The sequence below is a fragment of the Flaviramulus basaltis genome (genome assembly GCF_900114265.1).
Taxonomy (GTDB): domain Bacteria; phylum Bacteroidota; class Bacteroidia; order Flavobacteriales; family Flavobacteriaceae; genus Flaviramulus; species Flaviramulus basaltis.
This window is the reverse complement of sequence record NZ_FPKV01000001.1, coordinates 628278-648077: the sequence shown is the minus strand read 5'-3', so window position 1 is coordinate 648077 and position 19800 is coordinate 628278. Positions and strand designations below refer to the sequence as shown.

Annotated in this window: 19 protein-coding genes; 7 read left to right on the top strand and 12 right to left on the bottom strand. The window is 32.4% G+C overall.

Going from position 1 to position 19800, the window contains the following annotated elements; translation table 11 throughout:
* Positions 1-4: 4 nt before the first annotated feature.
* On the bottom strand, positions 5-2386 hold the full coding sequence (locus BT151_RS02955; protein ID WP_143144242.1) for a T9SS type A sorting domain-containing protein: 2382 nt from the start codon (positions 2384-2386) through the stop codon (positions 5-7).
* A gap of 111 nt (positions 2387-2497) precedes the next feature.
* On the opposite strand from BT151_RS02955, the gene BT151_RS02950 reads away from it, so the two are divergent.
* Complete coding sequence (locus BT151_RS02950) at positions 2498-2971, top strand: regulatory protein RecX (protein WP_072400260.1); 474 nt, start codon at positions 2498-2500, stop codon at positions 2969-2971.
* Positions 2972-3034: 63 nt separating this feature from the next.
* Here the strand turns inward: BT151_RS02950 and BT151_RS02945 are convergent, their stop codons facing one another.
* From BT151_RS02945 to BT151_RS02895, 11 genes are all read right to left on the bottom strand, one after another.
* Complete coding sequence (locus BT151_RS02945; protein ID WP_072400259.1) at positions 3035-3550, bottom strand: DUF6646 family protein; 516 nt, start codon at positions 3548-3550, stop codon at positions 3035-3037.
* Between the two features lie 62 nt (positions 3551-3612).
* A complete protein-coding gene (locus tag BT151_RS02940; protein WP_072400258.1) occupies positions 3613-4473 on the bottom strand; it encodes a cupin-like domain-containing protein in 861 nt (286 codons plus the stop codon).
* Positions 4474-4756: 283 nt separating this feature from the next.
* The gene (bioB, locus tag BT151_RS02935; RefSeq protein ID WP_072400257.1) at positions 4757-5851 is read right to left on the bottom strand and encodes a biotin synthase BioB; all 1095 of its coding nucleotides are present in this window, start codon (positions 5849-5851) and stop codon (positions 4757-4759) included.
* Positions 5852-5908: 57 nt separating this feature from the next.
* Entirely contained in the window at positions 5909-7327 is a 1419-nt protein-coding gene (locus BT151_RS02930; protein WP_072400256.1) for a flotillin family protein, read from the bottom strand.
* A complete protein-coding gene (locus BT151_RS02925) occupies positions 7296-7928 on the bottom strand; it encodes a hypothetical protein (protein ID WP_072400255.1) in 633 nt (210 codons plus the stop codon). The genes BT151_RS02930 and BT151_RS02925 overlap by 32 nt, the downstream gene beginning before the upstream one ends.
* 54 nt (positions 7929-7982) lie before the next feature.
* Positions 7983-9137 (bottom strand): beta-ketoacyl synthase N-terminal-like domain-containing protein, encoded by a 1155-nt coding sequence (locus BT151_RS02920; RefSeq protein WP_072400254.1) that lies wholly within the window; start codon positions 9135-9137, stop codon positions 7983-7985.
* A gap of 22 nt (positions 9138-9159) precedes the next feature.
* Positions 9160-10425 (bottom strand): adenosylmethionine--8-amino-7-oxononanoate transaminase, encoded by a 1266-nt coding sequence (bioA, locus tag BT151_RS02915; protein WP_072400982.1) that lies wholly within the window; start codon positions 10423-10425, stop codon positions 9160-9162.
* Positions 10426-10502: 77 nt separating this feature from the next.
* Positions 10503-10781 carry a GIY-YIG nuclease family protein gene (locus tag BT151_RS02910; protein ID WP_072400253.1) on the bottom strand — a complete coding sequence of 93 codons (279 nt, stop codon included), beginning with the start codon at positions 10779-10781 and terminating at the stop codon, positions 10503-10505.
* 42 nt (positions 10782-10823) lie between these two features.
* On the bottom strand, positions 10824-11432 hold the full coding sequence (gene bioD, locus BT151_RS02905; RefSeq protein ID WP_072400252.1) for a dethiobiotin synthase: 609 nt from the start codon (positions 11430-11432) through the stop codon (positions 10824-10826).
* Positions 11429-11842 carry a putative signal transducing protein gene (locus BT151_RS02900; RefSeq protein ID WP_072400981.1) on the bottom strand — a complete coding sequence of 138 codons (414 nt, stop codon included), beginning with the start codon at positions 11840-11842 and terminating at the stop codon, positions 11429-11431. Before BT151_RS02900 ends, bioD begins: the two co-directional genes overlap by 4 nt.
* A gap of 29 nt (positions 11843-11871) precedes the next feature.
* The gene (locus BT151_RS02895; RefSeq protein WP_072400251.1) at positions 11872-13029 is read right to left on the bottom strand and encodes an aminotransferase class I/II-fold pyridoxal phosphate-dependent enzyme; all 1158 of its coding nucleotides are present in this window, start codon (positions 13027-13029) and stop codon (positions 11872-11874) included.
* 39 nt (positions 13030-13068) lie between these two features.
* Between BT151_RS02895 and BT151_RS02890 the strand changes: the two genes are divergently transcribed.
* The 6 genes from BT151_RS02890 (at position 13069) to BT151_RS02865 (ending at position 19693) form a co-directional block, all read left to right on the top strand.
* Positions 13069-14853: a M61 family metallopeptidase gene (locus tag BT151_RS02890; protein WP_072400250.1), complete on the top strand. Its 1785-nt coding sequence runs from the start codon at positions 13069-13071 to the stop codon at positions 14851-14853.
* 61 nt (positions 14854-14914) lie between these two features.
* A complete protein-coding gene (locus BT151_RS02885) occupies positions 14915-15352 on the top strand; it encodes a DUF3157 family protein (protein WP_072400249.1) in 438 nt (145 codons plus the stop codon).
* Between the two features lie 45 nt (positions 15353-15397).
* A complete protein-coding gene (locus BT151_RS02880) occupies positions 15398-16654 on the top strand; it encodes a Y-family DNA polymerase (RefSeq protein WP_072400248.1) in 1257 nt (418 codons plus the stop codon).
* Positions 16655-16716: 62 nt separating this feature from the next.
* Positions 16717-17166 (top strand): LexA family protein, encoded by a 450-nt coding sequence (locus BT151_RS02875; protein WP_072400247.1) that lies wholly within the window; start codon positions 16717-16719, stop codon positions 17164-17166.
* A 10-nt stretch (positions 17167-17176) separates the two neighbouring features.
* Positions 17177-17719, top strand: a complete 543-nt coding sequence (locus BT151_RS02870; protein WP_245794707.1) for a GNAT family N-acetyltransferase — start codon at positions 17177-17179, stop codon at positions 17717-17719.
* Between the two features lie 402 nt (positions 17720-18121).
* The gene (locus BT151_RS02865; RefSeq protein WP_072400246.1) at positions 18122-19693 is read left to right on the top strand and encodes a glycerol-3-phosphate dehydrogenase/oxidase; all 1572 of its coding nucleotides are present in this window, start codon (positions 18122-18124) and stop codon (positions 19691-19693) included.
* Positions 19694-19800 lie beyond the last annotated feature (107 nt).

Sequence of the window (19800 nt, the reverse complement as noted above, 5' to 3'; positions counted from 1 at the left end):
ACAACTATTTCTTAACCGCTTTTTTAGTAATTACTGCGCCATTAGACAATTCAACTTTAGCAATAAAAACCGAACTGCTCAAATTAGAAAGGTTATATGTTTCAGAAGTTGTGCTTCCTTTAAAATTATATAAGTTTCTACCTAAGAGATCAAATATATTTACGGTTTTAATATTTAAGTTATCTGATGTTGTAAACTGCACATTATCATTTTCCAATTCAATAATTTTTAATGATTTTGAATTTAAAGAAACATCATCTGTAGATAATGAAGCTGCACTAAATACAACTTCAAAACGCTCGTTAAATACACCAGTACTTGAAGTAAATGTGTAATCTGAAGCCGATAATTCGTGCACAGTATTAAGCAAATTGTCTTTTAAGAAAACAGGATTGTTGTTTAAAAAATCACCTTCAAATTGAGGAATAGATATGGTGTACAATGTTGCAACATCAATATTGGTTGAAAACCCAAGATTAATAACTTCATCTGCATTTAAGCTATTAATTCCTTTACCTTGAATCACGAATTTTTTATCAGAATTTTCAATAGTTGAATATAAAGCGGCATAAGCTGTTGGTGCTACAATTTTTCGAGCATCAAAATAAGCACCATCATCGTTATTAGTTGCGCCATTAATGTAACCAACAAGTATTTGATTAAACACACCATTATCTGATGTTAAATTTATCCATAATTTATTGGCTGATGAAGTAGCGCTCTTTTTTGAATTTGAGCTTTTAAAGAATTGGCTATTATCTGCAGAACCAAAAACACGCATACTATTGTTAAAAATAACATCTGCTGTATATACATCTCCAGAAACAAGAGTGGCGGTTGCTGCGTTAGACATAGACACAAAAAAGGCTTGACCCGAAGGAATAAATCTGTTTGGTTTTAATCCATCGCCACCAGCAATTTCTCCTATTCCATTAATAATAGCATAATCTGCATCTGAAAAATTTAATTGTTCATTTCCATTGGCTGAACCAGATGGCGCAGTATTTTGAGACCATAAGAATATTGCGCCGTCAGTTGTGTAATCTGTTCTTGCGCTAGCGTCCACATTGCTATTTGCAGCTAAAAATGCATCAGCACTAATAGCCGAAGGATAAGGGTTTCCTATTAAATTCCAGTTATTATCATTAAGTTCAAAATCATTTCTGTAAATAGGAACATTTACAACCCCTTTGTTAAAATCACCAATAAATGTTTGTCTGAATTTTTTATTTGAAGTTCCTGGTGCAACACTATATGCAAATTCGGTAAGAGTAGTTGCATAACCTACTCCAGGTAGCATAACTGTTGAGCCATTAACGCGCCCCCAGTCATCACCATTATCATCAATATCATCTTGCCCAAAAAAAGCAGTATTATCATTTCCAATTTCATAAGAGGCATCTAAAAAGTTTTGACCATTATAACGAAAACGTCTACTTGGCTCAGATTCTGTTAAAGAGCCACCAATTGTTGCATTTAAAACAGGGGAACTCCAATAGGTATACTCATACCAAGCATTCATTCGAGCTGTTTCTTTTACTACAGATATTAAGCCATCATTTGTTACAGTTCCTGAATCGTTATTTTGAACAAACGAGCCATAAGGTTGTAAAATAATAGAGCCACCAGCATCTACAGTTAAGTCGTTTTCTACTTCAATATATTCATTGTCAGAAATATCTAGAGTTGCTCCATTAGTAACTGTTAAACTGCAAGCACTAAAACTACCATCAGTAAACGTATTATAATCACCATTAATAGTAACAGAACTTGATAATGTTGGTAAAGAAGCAAGAGGAAACCACGTAGAACCATCCCATGTTAAGTTTGTTAAACATGATGCTATTGGACTTACTGTTCCATTAAAAGCAAAGTCCTGTATAACAAAAGCTTCATACTGGGTCATTGCTCCCCATATATATAGTCTAAATGTTATTGAACTTGTAATGTTTTGAAATTCATTAGTATTTAAATCTATAGTTGTTGTTCCGCTATTATTAGGTGTTCCAATATTTGCAACATCAGTTGTTGCAAAACCATCTAAACTAGAACTCAATTGTAAAAAAGGACCAGTATTATAATAAACAGAATTGTAAACAAAGCTTGAAAAGTTAAGAGAAAAACCAGCGTTTGGAGTCATGGTAAATTCAATATACTGATCTGGATTTAAACTTGCACCATCCCAAGCGGTAAGGCTATAGGTATCAGTGTAATCATTCCCAGTAATTTGTGGGCCTGGGTCTATGCCAGATGCCGTTATATTAGGGTCTTTATATGGATTTAGATAATCTAAATTGTCATAAAAAATTTGGCCATAACCAAAATTTATAGTAGAAAAAAGTACTATAAATAAAGTAAGGAATTTTATAAGGGTAGTTTTTTTCATGACGGTTAAGTTTAAAAAATCTATACTTAGGCAATGCTTAGTATAGTAGATTTGGTTTTTATATTTTTTTATTCTTATTGTTAGTTTATCAATTGTTATTTTTGAAAGCCAATGCAAACAAAAAAAACATATACGCTACAAGAAGCTACCAAAAAAATGGAGCATTATTGTGCGTATCAAGAACGGTGTCATCAAGAAGTAAGGCAAAAGCTTGAAACCATGTACATGATACCCGAGGCTATCGATGTAATCATAGTTCATCTGTTGGAACATAACTTTCTTAATGAAGAACGTTTTGCCAAAACATTTGTAAGCGGTAAGTTTAAAATCAAGAAATGGGGGCGCAGTCGATTATCTTATGAACTTAAGAAAAAAGACGTAAGCAAAGTTAATATAAATCAAGCACTTGCAACCATACAGGAAGAGGAGTACATCGAGGTTTTTAATGATTTAGCCGAAAAAAGACTGCATTCTATAAAAGAAAAGGACAAGTTTAAGAAAAGGAAGAAATTAATTGATTATCTGCTATATAGAGGATGGGAATCATATTTAGTATACGAAAAAGCAACAGAATTGATAAAGTAATTATAAAAAAGCGGTGAAAATTTAAATTTTCACCGCTTTTTTAGTAAACTATTTTAATTTTTTTTACAAATTAAAACTAGCACCCACATTAACCGTAAATTGGTTATGCAATTTTTCAGCAGGCGTTAATTTTTCTGTTTTATATTTTGCAAAAGGAGTGTTTAATTCGGTATAAATACCAAAACCTTCAGTAAAAAAATAACGCATCCCTAAATGTCCACCTAAGTTTTTAAGCCCTAGGCTTAAACCTGGATAAATATCAAAGTTTTCATCAATATTAACCACGTTACCTAAGTTAGCATTAAAACGAGCTCTAATATCAAACCGATTGTCAAAACCTGCATTTAAGTCATCATTTGCGTTATTTTTTAAGGCATCATCTACACCTAAAAGATAAGTTGAGGAGAAACCAACAGAAATATTCTGGCCAATACCAAAATCGTAACTAAGGTTAAGTCCGCTACCATTATCTTGAAAATTCGCACCTACTTGAAATTTGTTATCACCGCTTCCTATAAAGGCCTGTGAATTAACAAACGAAACACTTAATAGTACTACTAATAAAATTACTTTTTTCATGATTTAGTTTAAAATTTTTAGTGCGCAAAGGTATTATAAGTTAGTAAATAAAAAAGTTTTATTTAAAGGTCTTTATGTGTTCTAATAACAGCTTGCTCATTCTTCCAATCTATCCACTTTTGCCCCTTTAAACGGCGCATCATGCCATCATAATTTCGCATTATTAATATGTTGTAAATAGCTTTAGTTAAATTTTTAGGGTTTCTAGCAATAGCACGTAAACTCATAGAAAAGCCAGGTGTAATATAACGCATGTAATGCCAATAGCCTTCGGGCATATATAAAACCTCACCATGATTTAGCATTGTTTTATAACCTTTAGCTTTTTTAAGCATGGGCCATTTTTTAAAATCGGGTTTATTAAAATCTATATCTTCTCTAGTAATTAGAGAATGCGGAATTTTATATAGAAAGTCGTTTTGTTTTTGGTCGAACAAAATAATTTGTTTTTCACCTTCAAAATGAAAATGAAAAATATTAGCCAAATCTATATCATAATGCATAAACGTGTGCGAATTACGACCGCCAAAAAACAGCATAGGAATCCCTTTCATAAGGCTTAAACCAAAATCTGGAAACGTAAAATCTTTTTGTAAAGCGGGTATTTCCTTTAATGCATTCCATAAAAAAATGCGGTATTTGGTAGGTTCGCGCCTTAACAAATCTACATAATCACCTAATTTCATTTTTGCATGTGGCTCGTTAAAACCATCTTTAAAATTAACAGGTCTATCATCGTAAAGCGGTATGGTAATATCGCCACCAATGGTTTTCATATAGTCTAAATTCCATTTAGTATACGCAGGCCAATCGTCTATAAAACGTTCAATAACCACAGGTTTTTGTGGTTTAAAATAGTGTTTTAAAAAATCCTCTTTAGTAATTGTTTTTACTCTAGGAATGTCTTGTAAGTTTAGTGACAAGGCTAAAATCTTTTAGTGGCTAAAGTTAAGAAAACGTTACGAAATTCAAAATAGTATTTTTGGGCGTTACCACAAGGGTCGGGCTATACATTGCAAGTCCGCGCTCGTACCTCGCTGTGGGCTTTTCATTACTATCCCTAACGCAAATAGATGCGTTATTCAAAAATAACGTACGTTAATTTAAATATTAATTTTTTAAAAAATGTGGTGTTGAGCTAAAATATAATATCACAAATTATGCGATTTCTCCCAATGTCGAAATAACAAAAAATGCTTACTAATATTATTTTACAACCTTAGCTTTTTGCTTAGCGACTTCGTTACGCTCTATAGTATGCTCTGGTCTTGTCCATTTTGGTTTTTCACCTAAAGCTTGGTATTTAGAGTCTGTAGCTTCAACCGTTTCTGGTTGCATCTTTTTAATAAAAGGCTTTTGTGCATTTAACCCTAATAACTCAAACATTTTCATGTCTTCGTTTACATCTGGGTTTGGTGTAGTTAGTAATTTATCGCCAGCAAAAATAGAGTTGGCACCAGCAAAAAAGCACATCGCCTGTCCTTCGCGAGTCATTTCTGTTCTTCCAGCACTTAAACGCACTTGAGTTTCTGGCATTATAATACGTGTTGTAGCGACCATTCTAATCATGTCCCAAATAGAAATAGGTTCTTGATCTTCTAAAGGAGTACCTTCAACCGCAACTAAAGCGTTAATTGGCACCGATTCTGGTTGCGGATTTAATGTAGAAAGCGCCACAAGCATACCTGCTCTGTCTTCTACCTTTTCGCCCATACCAATAATACCACCACTACAAACCGTTACGTTGGTTTTTCTAACGTTATCAATAGTTTCTAAACGGTCTTCAAAACCACGTGTAGAAATAACTTCTTTATAATATTCTTCAGATGAATCTAAATTATGATTGTAAGCATACAAACCAGCTTCTGCTAAACGTTGTGCTTGGTTTTCGGTAATCATACCTAAAGTACAACATACTTCCATATCCAATTTATTAATGGTTCTCACCATTTCTAGAACTTGGTCAAACTCCTCACCATCTTTTACATTTCTCCAAGCTGCACCCATACAAACACGAGAACTTCCGCTAGATTTTGCACGTAACGCTTGTGCTTTTACTTGTTGCACACTCATTAAATCGTTTCCTTCAACGTTGGTATGATAACGTGCTGCTTGTGGGCAATAGCCACAATCTTCAGGACAACCACCAGTTTTAATAGATAACAATGTACTTACTTGCACCGTGTTTGGGTCGTGATGTAAACGGTGTACAGTTGCTGCTTCGTAAAGCAACTCCATTAATGGTTTGTTGTATATATTTAGAATTTCTTCTTTAGTCCAGTTGTGTTTTGTCTCGCTCATAGTCTCAAATAAGGGTGTAAAGGTAGAAAATTCAACTTTAAAAGCGGAATTTTAATATCATTCTTTATTTTTAGAAGTATCTGTATCTTTTTTCTCAGTTGTTACATCCTTCCCTTTTAAATATTCAGGAAGTTCCATACCAGCCATGTTAAACATATCTTGTAAAGGCGGCACCGATTTATACATTCCGGAAAGAAAATTTGCTGTAGATGATTTTCCATCTTCACCATTTCCTCCATTTTCCCAAACTGTTATTTTATCAATTTTGATATTTTTAATAGCTTCGGCTTGAGTTTTAACCAATTCAGGTAATTTATCGGCAATTAATAATAATACTGCATCTTTAGAATTATTACCAGCAGCTTTTACAATTTGTTCTAAACCAGCAGCCTGTTTTGTTAATACTTCGTAAAGACCTTGAGCTTCTGCTTGAGCTTTAAATAAAATGGCATCGGCTTCACCTTTTGCACGTCTTCTTATTCTTTCTGCTTCAGCTTCAGCATCAATTTCCACTTTTCTTTTATCAATTTCAGCAGGTACAATAACATCTGCCATTTGAGAAGAACGCTCTCTTTCTGCTCTTGCAGTTTCAGCTTCTTTTTCAGCAGCATAAGATTCTTCTAATGCTTTTGCACTTTGTACTTTTTCTGATGCGTTAGCCACACGTTCTGCTTCTGCTTCACGTTGACGACGTAATGAATCTGAATTTGCAACCGCTATTTTTGCTTTATTTTCACCTTCAACAGCTTGTGCATTTGCAGCTGCAACCTGCGTTCTTTGGTCTTGAACAGCATTGGCTTCTCCAATAGAACCATCTCTATTTTTTTCTGCTACAGATTTTCTTGCTGCGTTAATGGCGTGTGCAGCAGCTTCTTTTCCTAATGCTTCTATATAACCAGATTCATCAACAATATCTGTAATATTTACATTTATAAGTTTTAAACCTACTTTTTTAAGTTCAGATTCAACACTTTGAGAAATGTTAGTTAAAAACTTATCTCTATCAGAATTAATTTCTTCAATATCCATTGATGCAACAACTAAACGTAATTGGCCAAAAATAATTTCTTTAGCGAGTTCTTGAATATCTGGTAACCCTAAACCTAATAATCGTTCTGCAGCATTTTGCATAACGCCTGGTTCTGTAGAAACACCAATGGTAAATCTAGATGGAACATTAACACGAATGTTTTGTTTTGATAAGGCGTTTATTAAATTTACTTCAATAGACATAGGTGTTAAGTCCAGAAACTCATAGTCTTGAAATACTGGAATAATAAAAGCGGCTCCACCATGAATACATTTTGCTGATTGCCCACCGCCAACTTTACCATAAACAACTAAAATTCTATCTGATGGACAACGTTTATAGCGTCTTATTAAAACAATTAAAAAAAGGAATATAAATAATACTCCAAAAATAAGAGCCATTGGAAGTCCTAAGTTAAAGTTTTCCTGAATTATCAGTAATTTCATAAGTGTGTTGTTTTATGGGTTCAATTGGTTTTCTTGTTTGGTCTACTATTAATATGCCGTTATTGGTAACATCAAGTACTTTTATAATGGTACCAGATTTTAATTCCATAAGAGAATCTGTAAGGGCTTCTAATTCTCTTGAAGCACCTTGAATTGTTACGGTAACCTTTCCCATTTTAGCTCGATTTGCAGCAATAGTAAGATATACTTCGCCAATGGCACCAATGGCATTTTTATAATTTAGAGTACCGCTATCGCTCAATTTTCGCATTAAGTAGAACATGCTAGCCATTATAGCCATCATAACTAAACCGCAAAATGTAGAAATAATAAAAGTTATTGGTTTGGAAAGTCCAGCTTCAATACAGGCAATACCACTCCATCCAAAAATAGTAAAGAATCCAACTAGGTTTTTAAATGTAATAAATTGAAAACCGATACCAGCATCACCATCAATTTCAGAATCAACACTGTCAAATTCATCCGCATCTCCACCTACAAATGCTAATATAAAGACCAAAGTAAAAATGAGTGACCCAATAATAGCTATTAACCAGTAAATTTTTGAAAGCAAATCTAAATTCGAAAACCAATCAGACATTTTTAGGATAAATATGAGTTAATAAATATACAATCTTTATAAAGTTTTGCAACTTTATTTTGAAAGAAAAATTGACACTGCATTTCCGCCAAATCCAACAGCGTTTACTAAAATATTTTTTATTTTTTTTGGAGAATTTTGCGATTCCAAATAAGGGACACCAATAAATTTTTGATGCTTTAACATTAATAAAGCAAATTCGATATTTAGAGCTCCCGAAGCTCCAAAGGTGTGACCTATCTTCCACTTGTTAGTAGTAAGTGAAGGTATTTTGTTACAAAATATTTTTTCTATGGCTTTGTATTCAGAAATATCGCCTTTAATTGTGCCTGGTGCATGCATTATTACAACATCAATATCATCAGGGTTTATGTCACCTAATGCCATTTTCATAGATTTTTGAAAACATTTAGCATCACTAGAAATAGAAATATTGTGCTCTAAAATCTCTGTGGCGTAACCGATGCCTTTAACAATGGCTAATGCGTTTTCTTTTTTACCACCTTCTAAACAAATCATAGACGCACCTTCACCTAAAACCATGCTGTTATGCTTTTTGTTGAGGTCTAATGCGCGACAAGGATAGTTTTGGCTGTTATCTGCATAAATTTTTAAGGCCTTCATTTGTGCAATGGTAAATGGCGTTAATGGGGCTTCGCTGCCACCAACTAAAAATTTATTACACATGCCTGAGTTTATCCAAGCGACACCATTTAGCATAGCATGTAAAGCTGTAGAGCATGTTATAGAATGACTTATTTCGGGACCTTCGGTTTGTAAATCGTGCGCAACCCAAGATGAGATATTACCTAAAGTTGTTGTTGGCGAACTTAAGGTTTTTGCTTTGTTGCTTTTTAAAAAATCTTCATGATAGGTTTCAAAAAGTTGCGTTGCACCACGGGAAGAGCCAATGTTAATTCCGAAATTATCAGAACCGTTCCATTTTGCTTGTTTTACGGCTTGTCTTGAAGCATAAATAGCGTATAGAACAGTATCGTCTAACGATTTATATTTATGGTCTGAAGTTCTTAAATTTTCAATCTCTTGCTTTGCTTCATTTGTGATTTCGGCAGCTAAAGCGGTACCATTTTGAAATGATTTTTCAGTAATACAATGCGTGTCATTTTGGTAGTTTTCCCATGCTTCATCTAATGATTTTCCTAATGGAGAAATAGATGCGATAGCAGTTATGGAGATTGGTTTTTGCAAAAGATTTATTTTGGTTGCAAAGTTATAGTATTTCTAATGCATCTTCAATAACTTGATACACTTTTTGTAACTGTTCTTTGGTTATTACGTAAGGTGCTTGTATGTAAATAGTATTTCCTAATGGGCGCAAAAACACACCATTTTCCATAAAAAATTTAAAAAGTTTATCGCGTAAATTTCCATAGCGTTGCATTTCTACATTTAAATCGAGAGCAAAAATAATACCCATTTGCCTAATAGATTTCACCTTAGGGTGATTTTTAATATGATTGCCAAAAACCTGATGAGACGCTGTAATAGCGTTAATATTATTTTGAATATCTTCCGATCGTAATAATTCTATACTTGCTAAAGCGGCAGTACAAGCTAATGGATTTGCAGAATAGGTATGACCATGAAATAAGCCTTTACTAATATCATCACTATAAAAAACATCATAAATATCTTGAGAACATGTTGTAAGCGCCATAGGTAATAAACCACCTGTTAAGGCTTTACTTAAGCACATAATATCTGGTTTGGTTTCCATATAAAATGAAGCAAAGTGTTTTCCTGTTTTTCCAAAACCTGTCATCACCTCATCGGCAACTGTGATAACATTATTTTCTTTACAGAATTGTAAAATACTATTTAAACCACTTGCATCATGCATTTTCATAGCCGATGCACCTTGCACTAAAGGTTCGTAAACAAAACCCGCTACTTTATTATTAGCAATTATGTCTTGTAATGCTTTTAAAATAGCTTCGTGGTTTTCTCCGTTTGGAGTTGGAATACGTTTTACATCTAAAAAATAATCTTCAAACGGGCCATTATAAACCGATAACCCTGAAACACTCATGGCGCCAAAGGTGTCACCATGAAAACCATCTTCAAAAGCGATTAAAGTATTGTGTTTTTCACCATTATTAAAATGATATTGTAATGCCATTTTAATACCAACATCTACACTTGTTGATCCATTATCGCTAAAGAATATTTTGTTTTGATTGTTGGGAAGTATTTTAATAAGTGCTTCCGATAATTTTATGGCAGGTTCGTGTGTAAATCCGCTAAAAACAACTTGGTCGAGTTGCTGCATTTGCGTAGAAACACGACTGGTTATATAGTCGTTACAATGTCCGTACATGCAGGTGTACCAAGAGGCAATAGCATCAATATAATTGTTTCCGTTTTCATCGGTTAGCACACATCCTTTTGCTTTGGTTATGGCAATGGTTTCTGGATGCAATTTGTGTTGCGTTAATGGGTGCCAAAGGTGTTTTTTATCTCTTTCTTGTAAGCTCATATGCGTCATGCTGAACTTTTTTCAGCATCTCATTATTTTTTGATGTGACCCGAAACGAGTTCAGGGTGACAAAATTATTAATAATCTAAGGTTTTTAAAGTTGGGTTTATTGTGTTAATTAAATTCAATTTCCATTCTTTATGCCAATTTTTTAGTTGTTTTTCTTTTGCGATTGCTTGTTCAATATTTGAAAAAGTTTCAAAATAGATTAAATCTTTTGTGTTATACTTTTTTGTGAATTTTGAAGTAATTTCATGATAATGTTCTTCTAATCGTTTTGGTAAATTTGCTGTAACACCTATATAAAATGTAGTTCTATATTTATTGGTTAATATATAAACGTAACTAAATTTCATATTTGATTATGTGACACTGAAATGAGTTCTATGTGACGAATGTTATAATTTGTCTCTAAACAATTCAGCATATTCTTTTACCACATTTTTATCAAAATAAGGCTCTTCATCAATTCTACCTATAATAGGAACCTGTGTCATTTTTTTGATGATATCTTCTGTTGTTTTATGCTCATTTCCGCTAAATATAATTGAAACCTCAAACCCTTTTGCTTTTAAGGCATTAACAGTTAAAAGTGTATGATTTATGCTTCCTAAATAGTGCCTAGACACCACAATAACTTTGTAATTGGGTTTTATTAAATAGAAAACGGTTTGGGTATCATTTAGAGGCACTAATAATCCGCCAGCACCTTCAATAACTAAGTTGTTAGTGGTTTTTGGTGCTTTGACCTTTTTTAAATCAATTGTTATACCATCAATTTCGGCAGCAGCATGCGGACTCATAGGTGTTTGTAGGGCATAACTGTTTGGATGAAATTTAGATTTAGAGTTAGATACTAATTTTTGTACTTTTTGGGTGTCTCCATTATCTAATTCTCCTGCTTGTATGGGTTTCCAATAATCGGCTTCTAGAGCTTCAGTTACAATTGCTGAAGTGACTGTTTTACCTACTTCGGTTGAAATGCCTGTAATGAAATATGTGTTCATTTTAAATCGAATTCTGTTTTACATTCTTCACACTTATATTTATGTCTTGTATAAAATGGAAGTGCTGAAAATAAAAACCCAAAAATAAACCAGAATAATGATTTAGCATCTTTTATTGTTGAAAAGAGTTCTATTTTTTCACTGCCACACGTTGGGCAATTAATAGTATTGCCTTCATCATCAATAGAATATTTATTGATAGATTCTAAAATATGTTGCGCTTCTAAAGCTTGACGAGAAAGTACTTTTAGTTTTATACCGCCAATAGCGTTGCTTACTAATGGGTCGGTATCTATAGTTAAATTATCTGATAGAAAGACCTGAATACCTTCTGCCTCTAAGCGTCCTTTTATAATTTGCGCTTCGGTTGAATATTGAAATCTGGCTATGGTTTTAAAGGTGTCGCTCATTTTATGTTTTATAAGTTGAGTGTAGTTGTTCATAATAATATTAAATTACTAAGTGCTTTTAATACTTCTGATATTTCTTCACTAGAATTGTAACTGTGTAAGCAAAAACGCAAACGCTCTTGATCTTTGGGAACGGTTGGTGATAAAATGGGTTTTACATCAAATCCTTTTTCTTGTAATTTTTCAGCAATAAATTTTATTTTTTCATTACCGGAAATTACACAGCAATGTATAGCAGAATTGCTTTCAATAAAAAGATGTTCTAGTTTGTATTTAATAATTTCAGCTTTAAAAAAGCGAATATTTTGATGCAGGTTACCTATATTTTTACTTTCTACCAATTCGTGATATGCCGAATGAATGGTAGCTAAACTATGAGGTGGTAGCGCCGTTGTATATATAAAGCTTCGTGAAAAATTTATTAAATATTGTTTTAAGGTTTCACTTCCAAGAATTGCAGCACCATGGCAGCCCATAGCTTTGCCAAAAGTTATAATACGTGCAAAAATTGTGCTTTCTAAATTTAAATCTTGAATAAGTCCTGCGCCACTGTCGCCAAAAACACCAATAGCATGCGCTTCGTCAATTACTAAGTAGGCATTATTTTTTTTGCATAATGCTGAAAGATTAATTAAATCTGGAGTGTCACCATCCATTGAGAAAACAGATTCTGTGACAATATAAATGTTTTGATGAGATTCTGAAAGAAATTCAGAATGACGAAGCATTAATATTTCTAATGCTTCTAAATCATTATGCTTAAACTTATAGGCTTTGGCATTACTCATAGAAATACCATCGCGAATTGAAGCATGTATAAATTCATCGTATAAAATAACATCGCCTCGTTGTGGAATACTTGAGAAAAAACCAATATTGGCGTCGTAACCAGAATTGAATATTAAAGCAGAGTTGCTGTTATGAAAGTTAAATAGCATGTTTTCAACAACTGAGAACAAGTGATGATTACCAGACAATAATCTTGAACCTGTTGCGCCATTTTGTTTTATGTTATGTCCAATTAAAAACTTGTGGGCTTCATTAAAAATGGTTTCAGATTTTGAAAACCCTAAATAATCATTAGAAGAAAAATCTATCAGATTGTTTTGTTTACCAAGAAACCTTAAAGCATTTGCTTGTTGGCGCTCATCAAGTTTAGATTTTAACTTCTTTGGTAAATCATTCATGTTACAAAAATACTATCTTAGTTGTTTAAAATTTAACTCATGAAAAGATTTCTTTTTGGCTTCCTTTTTTTAGCTAGTAATTCCATAATTTTTGCTCAAGTTTCTTCAAAATACACTATTTCTTTTGAAAACGCCGTACACCATGAAGCTTTTGTAGAAGCTACTTTTTCAAATTTAAAAACAGATGATATTGAGTTTAGAATGAGTAGAACATCGCCAGGGCGTTATGCTTTACATGAATTTATGAAAAATATTTATGATGTTAAAGTTACAGATGGCGAAGGGAATGTGTTGGATGCTTCTAGACCAGATCCTTATTCTTGGAAAATAAAAGGGCATGATGGTACTATAAAAGTCAGTTATATTTTATTTGCAAATAGAGGCGGAGGAACTTATGCGCAAATTGATGAGACGCATGCGCATCTTAATATTCCAGCTACATTTATTTATGCACCAAGTTTAGAAAATGATGCTATTGAAGTAACGTTTAATGTACGTAACGATTTAAATTGGAAAGTTGCCACACAGTTAAAACCTATTAAAGGAAATACTTACTATGCTGAAAATCTGCAATATTTTATGGATAGCCCAACAGAGATTAGCAATTTTAGTAAACGCTCTTTTGATGTTGAAGGGCAGACTTTAAACTTTGTTTTGCACCACAACGGCACAGAAGAAGAATTAGATACTTATTTTGAACAAGTAAAGAAAATAGTATTACAAGAAAAGGCTGTTTATGGAGAATTGCCAAAGTTCGATTATGGTAATTATACTTTTTTGGCTTGTTATATACCAAATGCTTCTGGCGATGGTATGGAACATCGAAATTCAACCATTTTAACAAATACAAGAAGTTTAGCAGATGGAGGTATAAGTGGAAATATTGGAACGGTATCGCATGAGTTTTTTCATAGTTGGAATGTAGAACGTATTCGCCCAAAAAGCTTAGAGCCTTTTAAATTTGATGAAGCAAATATGAGTGGTGAACTTTGGTTTGCCGAAGGTTTTACGAGTTATTACACCACATTAATTCTATGTAGAGCAGGATTAATTAATCAAGAAAAATACATCAATGGTATAGTAGGAACTTTTAATTATGTTTGGAATTCACCAGGAAGGCAGTTTTTTAATCCTATTGAAATGAGTTACCAAGCGCCATTTGTTGATGCAGCACGTTCTGTAGATCCTGTAAACAGAAGCAATACATTTATTTCTTATTATTCTTATGGAAATATGCTTGGGCTTGCTTTAGATTTATCACTCCGCGAAAAGGAATTAAATCTTGATGATTACATGAAATTAGTATGGAAAACATTCGGAAAACAAGAAATACCATATACTGTTGAAGATTTACGAAGTACTTTAAATACTTATGCAGGAGACGATTTTGGCAATTATTTTTTCGATAATTATATTTATAAAAGTAATATGCCAGACATGAAAAGACTTCTAAACAATATGGGAGTGATTTTAACTCAAGATAATAGTAAAATCGATTTTGGAGCAACAGTAAGAAATGATTTAATAACTGAAAACACAACCATGAAATCATCGGCATACAATGCTGGACTAGAAAATGACGATAAAATCATTCAAGTAAATGATGTTTTAATAAATGAAACTACCGATTTTGACTCTATAATAAATTCCTTCAAACCAAACGACAGAATTAAAGTGACTTATGAGCGTTTAGGGGAAACTAAAGAAGCTAACGTAATTTTAGAAGCAAGTAAAAATTATACTTTAAGTTTGTTTGAAGCCAATAACTTAAAATTGGATAAAAAGGCAAAAGCATTACGAGAAAGTTGGTTGCAGGCTAAATAGGTGGCTTTTTTGTGACATCAAAAAAACGTATTTTTGGAATTATTTAAATTATTTATTCACTATGAAATTTTCTTTCTTTCTTCTCTTATTTGTTATCTCAAGTTTTGCTTTTGCGCAAAATAACTATATTGTTAAAACAGAAGACGGCAGACGTGTTTTGCTTAAAGCAGACTTTACTTGGGAGTATATTGATGCTGATAATAGTGACTCAGCAAATGCTTTAATTGCAAAAGAAAGTAACACCTGTAATATAGCAGAAGATTTTGTTGAGCCCGAGCTGAATAATAAAATTCAATCACAATTAAAAAAGGGACGAGCTACTATTGAGTTTGTTAAAAAGAAAGTCGCTAAAGATTTTAATTGTACCGAAGATGAAGTTTTGTTGCTATCTGCTTCAGAACAAAAGGCAAAAGCAGTTTACGAATTTTGTGCAAACGGAACTAAAGTTTCTTACAAGCGCATTGGTAATACGATTATAAAAAGCGGGAAGCTTTTTTAGTTATTATTTTAATAAAATTTAAGGCATTCACGTATCTTTACTCTCATGTATGCCTTAGTAGATTGTAACAACTTTTATGCGTCTTGTGAACGCGCTTTTAATCCTAATTTACGCAATAAACCTATTGCTATTTTAAGTAATAATGATGGCTGTGTCATTTCACGAAGTGATGAAGCTAAAGCTATTGGGCTACCTATGGGAGCACCTATTTTTAAATGGGAAGGCTTTTGTAAAGTAAATAATATTCAGATATTTTCTTCTAATTACCCATTATATGGAGATATGAGTAGTCGGGTTATGAAAATATTAGAACAATTCACGCCAGATGTTGAGGTGTATAGTATTGATGAATCCTTTCTAGAGTTTAAGGGCTTCGAAAATCATGATTTTGACGACTATGGAAATCAAATGCGTCAACGTATTTTAAAATGGACAGGTATTCCAACCTGTGTCGGTATAGCTCCAACAAAAGCACTAAGTAAAGTGGCTAATAAAATAGCACGTAAATTTCCAAATGAAACAAAAGGCGTATATGTAATTGATTCTGAAGAAAAACGAATTAAAGCTTTAAAGTGGACAAAACTTGAAGATGTTTGGGGCATTGGTCGTGGCATCCACAAACGATTAAATGCCAAAGGATGTAAAACAGCATTCGATTTTATTCAACTGCCTGATGATTGGGTAAGTAAAAGTTTTTCAATTACCGAATGGAAACTCAAAAAGGATTTGGAAGGCAACTCTAAAATATTGTTAGACGAGCCAAAAAACAAACAAGCTATTGCAACTACACGAAGTTTTGAATACACCTATTCAGATATTGATAATATTAAAGAACGTATTTCCACGTTTGCTACAAGTTGTGCTGAAAAGCTCCGTAAACAAGGATCTAGTTGTCATATGATTTATGTTACTTTAAGTAGTGACAGACACAAAAAAGATTTTGAACAGCACCGGGCGAGTAGAGTTGTTAGTTTACCTTATCCAACAGATTCTAGCCTAATTATTAGTAGAGAAGCTGTTAGAGATGTGTCTAGTATTTTTAAAAAAGGAATCAAGTATAAGCGTGCTGGAGTAATTGTGATGGGATTGGTGCCAACAAACAATCATCAATTAGATATATTTGAATATGAAGACCCTAAACATAAACCATTAATGGGTGTTATAGATGATTTAAATGCTAAATATGCTAATCATAAAATTAAACTAGGAAGTCAAGATTTAAAACGTACATGGAAAATGCGTCAAGAACGCTTATCTCCTAGATATACAACGAATATTAATGATGTTATTAAAGTAAAATAATATTAACGTTGTATAAGAATCTTTATTAACTTTATCCAAATACCTTCTTTGTTAGACTTAAAATGAAAAACACACTACTACATAAATCTAAAAATCTAAGTTTTTTTACTCCAAAACCCTCAAATGGTTTGGGCGCTATCTTTTTAGATACAGGAATTTCAGCGGGATTTCCATCGCCTGCTGAGGATTTTAAGGAAGAACGTATTTCTTTAGATAATGAACTTGTAAAAAACAAAGAAGCTACTTTTTTTGCTCGAGTAAGTGGACAATCAATGATAGGTGCAGGACTTGATGATAGTGATTTGTTGGTTATAGATAGAAGTTTGGAGCCTAGTCATAATAAAATTGCTGTTTGTTTTTTAGATGGCGAGTTTACGGTAAAACGTTTAAAAATAGATAAAGAAGGTCTTTGGTTGCAACCAGAAAACCCTAATTATCCCATTATAAAAATAACAGAAGATAACGACTTTATCATTTGGGGAATTGTGACTAATGTGATTAAAAAAGTATAGTTTTTTTATTGTGAACGATATAATTTATAAAAGAGCTTCAACTGAACAAGAGTTGTATCAAATTCTTGAACTACAAAAACGGAATATCCCAATATCAATTTCTGAAACTGAAAAACAACAAGAAGGGTTTGTTACCGTTCAACATACTTTTGAAGTTCTAAAAGCGATGAATGATGTTTGTGCGCATACTATTGCCACGCATGAAGATATGGTTATTGGTTATGCGTTAAGTATGGTTAAAGCTTTTAAAGACGATATAGATGTTTTAAAACCCATGTTTGATATGATTGAAACCCAGGTTAAGCCAACAGAAAACTATATTGTTATGGGACAAATTTGTATCGATAAGAATTATAGAAAACAAGGTGTTTTTAGGGGGTTATATGGCAAAATGAAAGAGGTGCTAAAACAAGAATATAACTGTATAATAACAGAGGTTGATAAAATGAATCAAAGATCTCTAAATGCACATTATGCCGTTGGGTTTAAAACTCTGCATATGTTTCATTCTAACAATCAAGAATGGGAAATTTTGATTTGTGATATAAATTAAAGTTAGTCAGTAATTACAATTTCTATACCTAGATCTTCAATTGTTTTTCTATTTAAAAATTGCTTCGGTTTAATAGGTTGTTGTTAGTCCAAATTCCAAATCAATTCCATCAACACCTAAAATAATTTATTACAAGAAAAATCATTAAGTATTGTCTTAGCAATAGAGCCAATAACAAGTTTGAGTTTTTCTAACAATACCAACTAATTGCAGAATATCAACAAATTCATTTTCAAACAACTTAATAGAAATAAATAGTGAAGAGGTTAAAACAGTAAGTTTATCAAAGCCACTAATTAATCTTGATAAATAATGTAATCATTGTTAATTAACTTTAAAGCTTCAGAGACTATTTTGCTTTTTTATCTATAGATTAGTAAAACGAAAATAAACAAAACATTTATGTTTTATAGAGAGCGATTAATTAATGAAATAATAAATACTGAAGAATTTGATGTTGTTGTAATTGGTGGCGGAGCAAGTGGTTTAGGTATTGCCATTGATGCTGCTAGTAGAGGGTTGAAAACTGTTTTGTTTGAAGGCAGTGATTTTGCTAAAGGGACTTCAAGTAAAAGCACAAAATTGGTACATGGAGGAGTAAGGTATTTAGCTCAGGGTAATGTGGGTTTGGTTATAGAAGCTCTAGAAGAAAGAGGTATTCTTTCAGAAAACGCAAAACATCTTTTTAAAAATTTGTCATTTATAATTCCAAATTATAAATGGTGGCAAGGATTTTATTATTCTATTGGACTTAAATTTTACGATTTGTTATCTAAGAAATTAAGTTTAGGAAAATCGAAATTAATTAATAACTCAAATACATTACGGTTACTTCCTAATTTAAAAAAAGAGAATTTGTCTAGCGGTGTAATTTACCATGATGGTCAGTTTGATGATTCTAGATTAGCTATCAATTTAGCACAAACAGCCATCGAACAAGGGGCTACATTGCTCAATTATTTTAAGGTTATTGATATTATAAATGATAGTGACGGTAAAAACAAAGGAGTTACTGTAATTGATAAAGAAACAGATAACGTTTATCATATTAAATCGAAATGTATTATTAATGCAACAGGCGTTTTTACAGATAAGATTTTAAAAATAAATGATCCAACTCACAAAAAAACAATTATTCCAAGTCGAGGGATTCATTTAGTGTTAGATAAATCGTTTTTAAATAGCGACTACGCTATTATGATTCCTAAAACATCAGACGGTAGGGTATTATTTATTATTCCTTGGCATGATAAGGTTTTGGTGGGAACAACAGATACGCCTGTTAGAAAAAAAACGCTTGATCCTGTTCCAACAAAGGCAGAAATAAGTTTTATACTTAACAACGTTAAGTTATATTTAAATAAAGTTCCAAAAAAGAAAGACATTCTTTGTGTTTATGCAGGATTAAGACCTCTTGCCGCTCCTAAAGAAAATAAAACCAAAACAAAAGAAGTTTCACGAAGCCATAAAATAATTGTTTCAGAGAGTAATCTCATTAGCATTATAGGTGGTAAATGGACAACTTATAGAAAAATGGCAGAAGATGTAATAGATAAAGCTATTGAAGTTCACAACTTACCTTTTATAACAACGCAAACTAGAAATCTTGATATACATGGTAATATTAAATCAGGATTTATATCAAACGAAAATCATTTATATGTTTATGGAAGTGATTTAGATGGAATAAAAGCCCTTCAATTAGAAAATGAAGATAATTATAAAAAGATTCATCCAAATTATCCATATACAGTTGCAGAAGTAATATGGAGCGTTAGAAATGAAATGGCAAGAACAGTTGAAGATGTACTAGCAAGACGAGTAAGGTTATTGTTTTTAGACGCAAGAGCAGCCATTGAGGCAGCGCCTTTAGTTGCCGACATTATAGCTAAAGAATTAAATAAAAATGAAGATTGGATAAAGAAGCAAAAAGTAGAATTTATAAGTCTTGCGAAAAATTATATGGTAACTTAATATATTAGTCATGTCGAAAAAGTATGTATTAGTTCTTGATTAAGGAATCAGATCTTCTAGAAGAAAATATAGCTATTACACAAAAAATTGCTTCAAATTCTTAATTA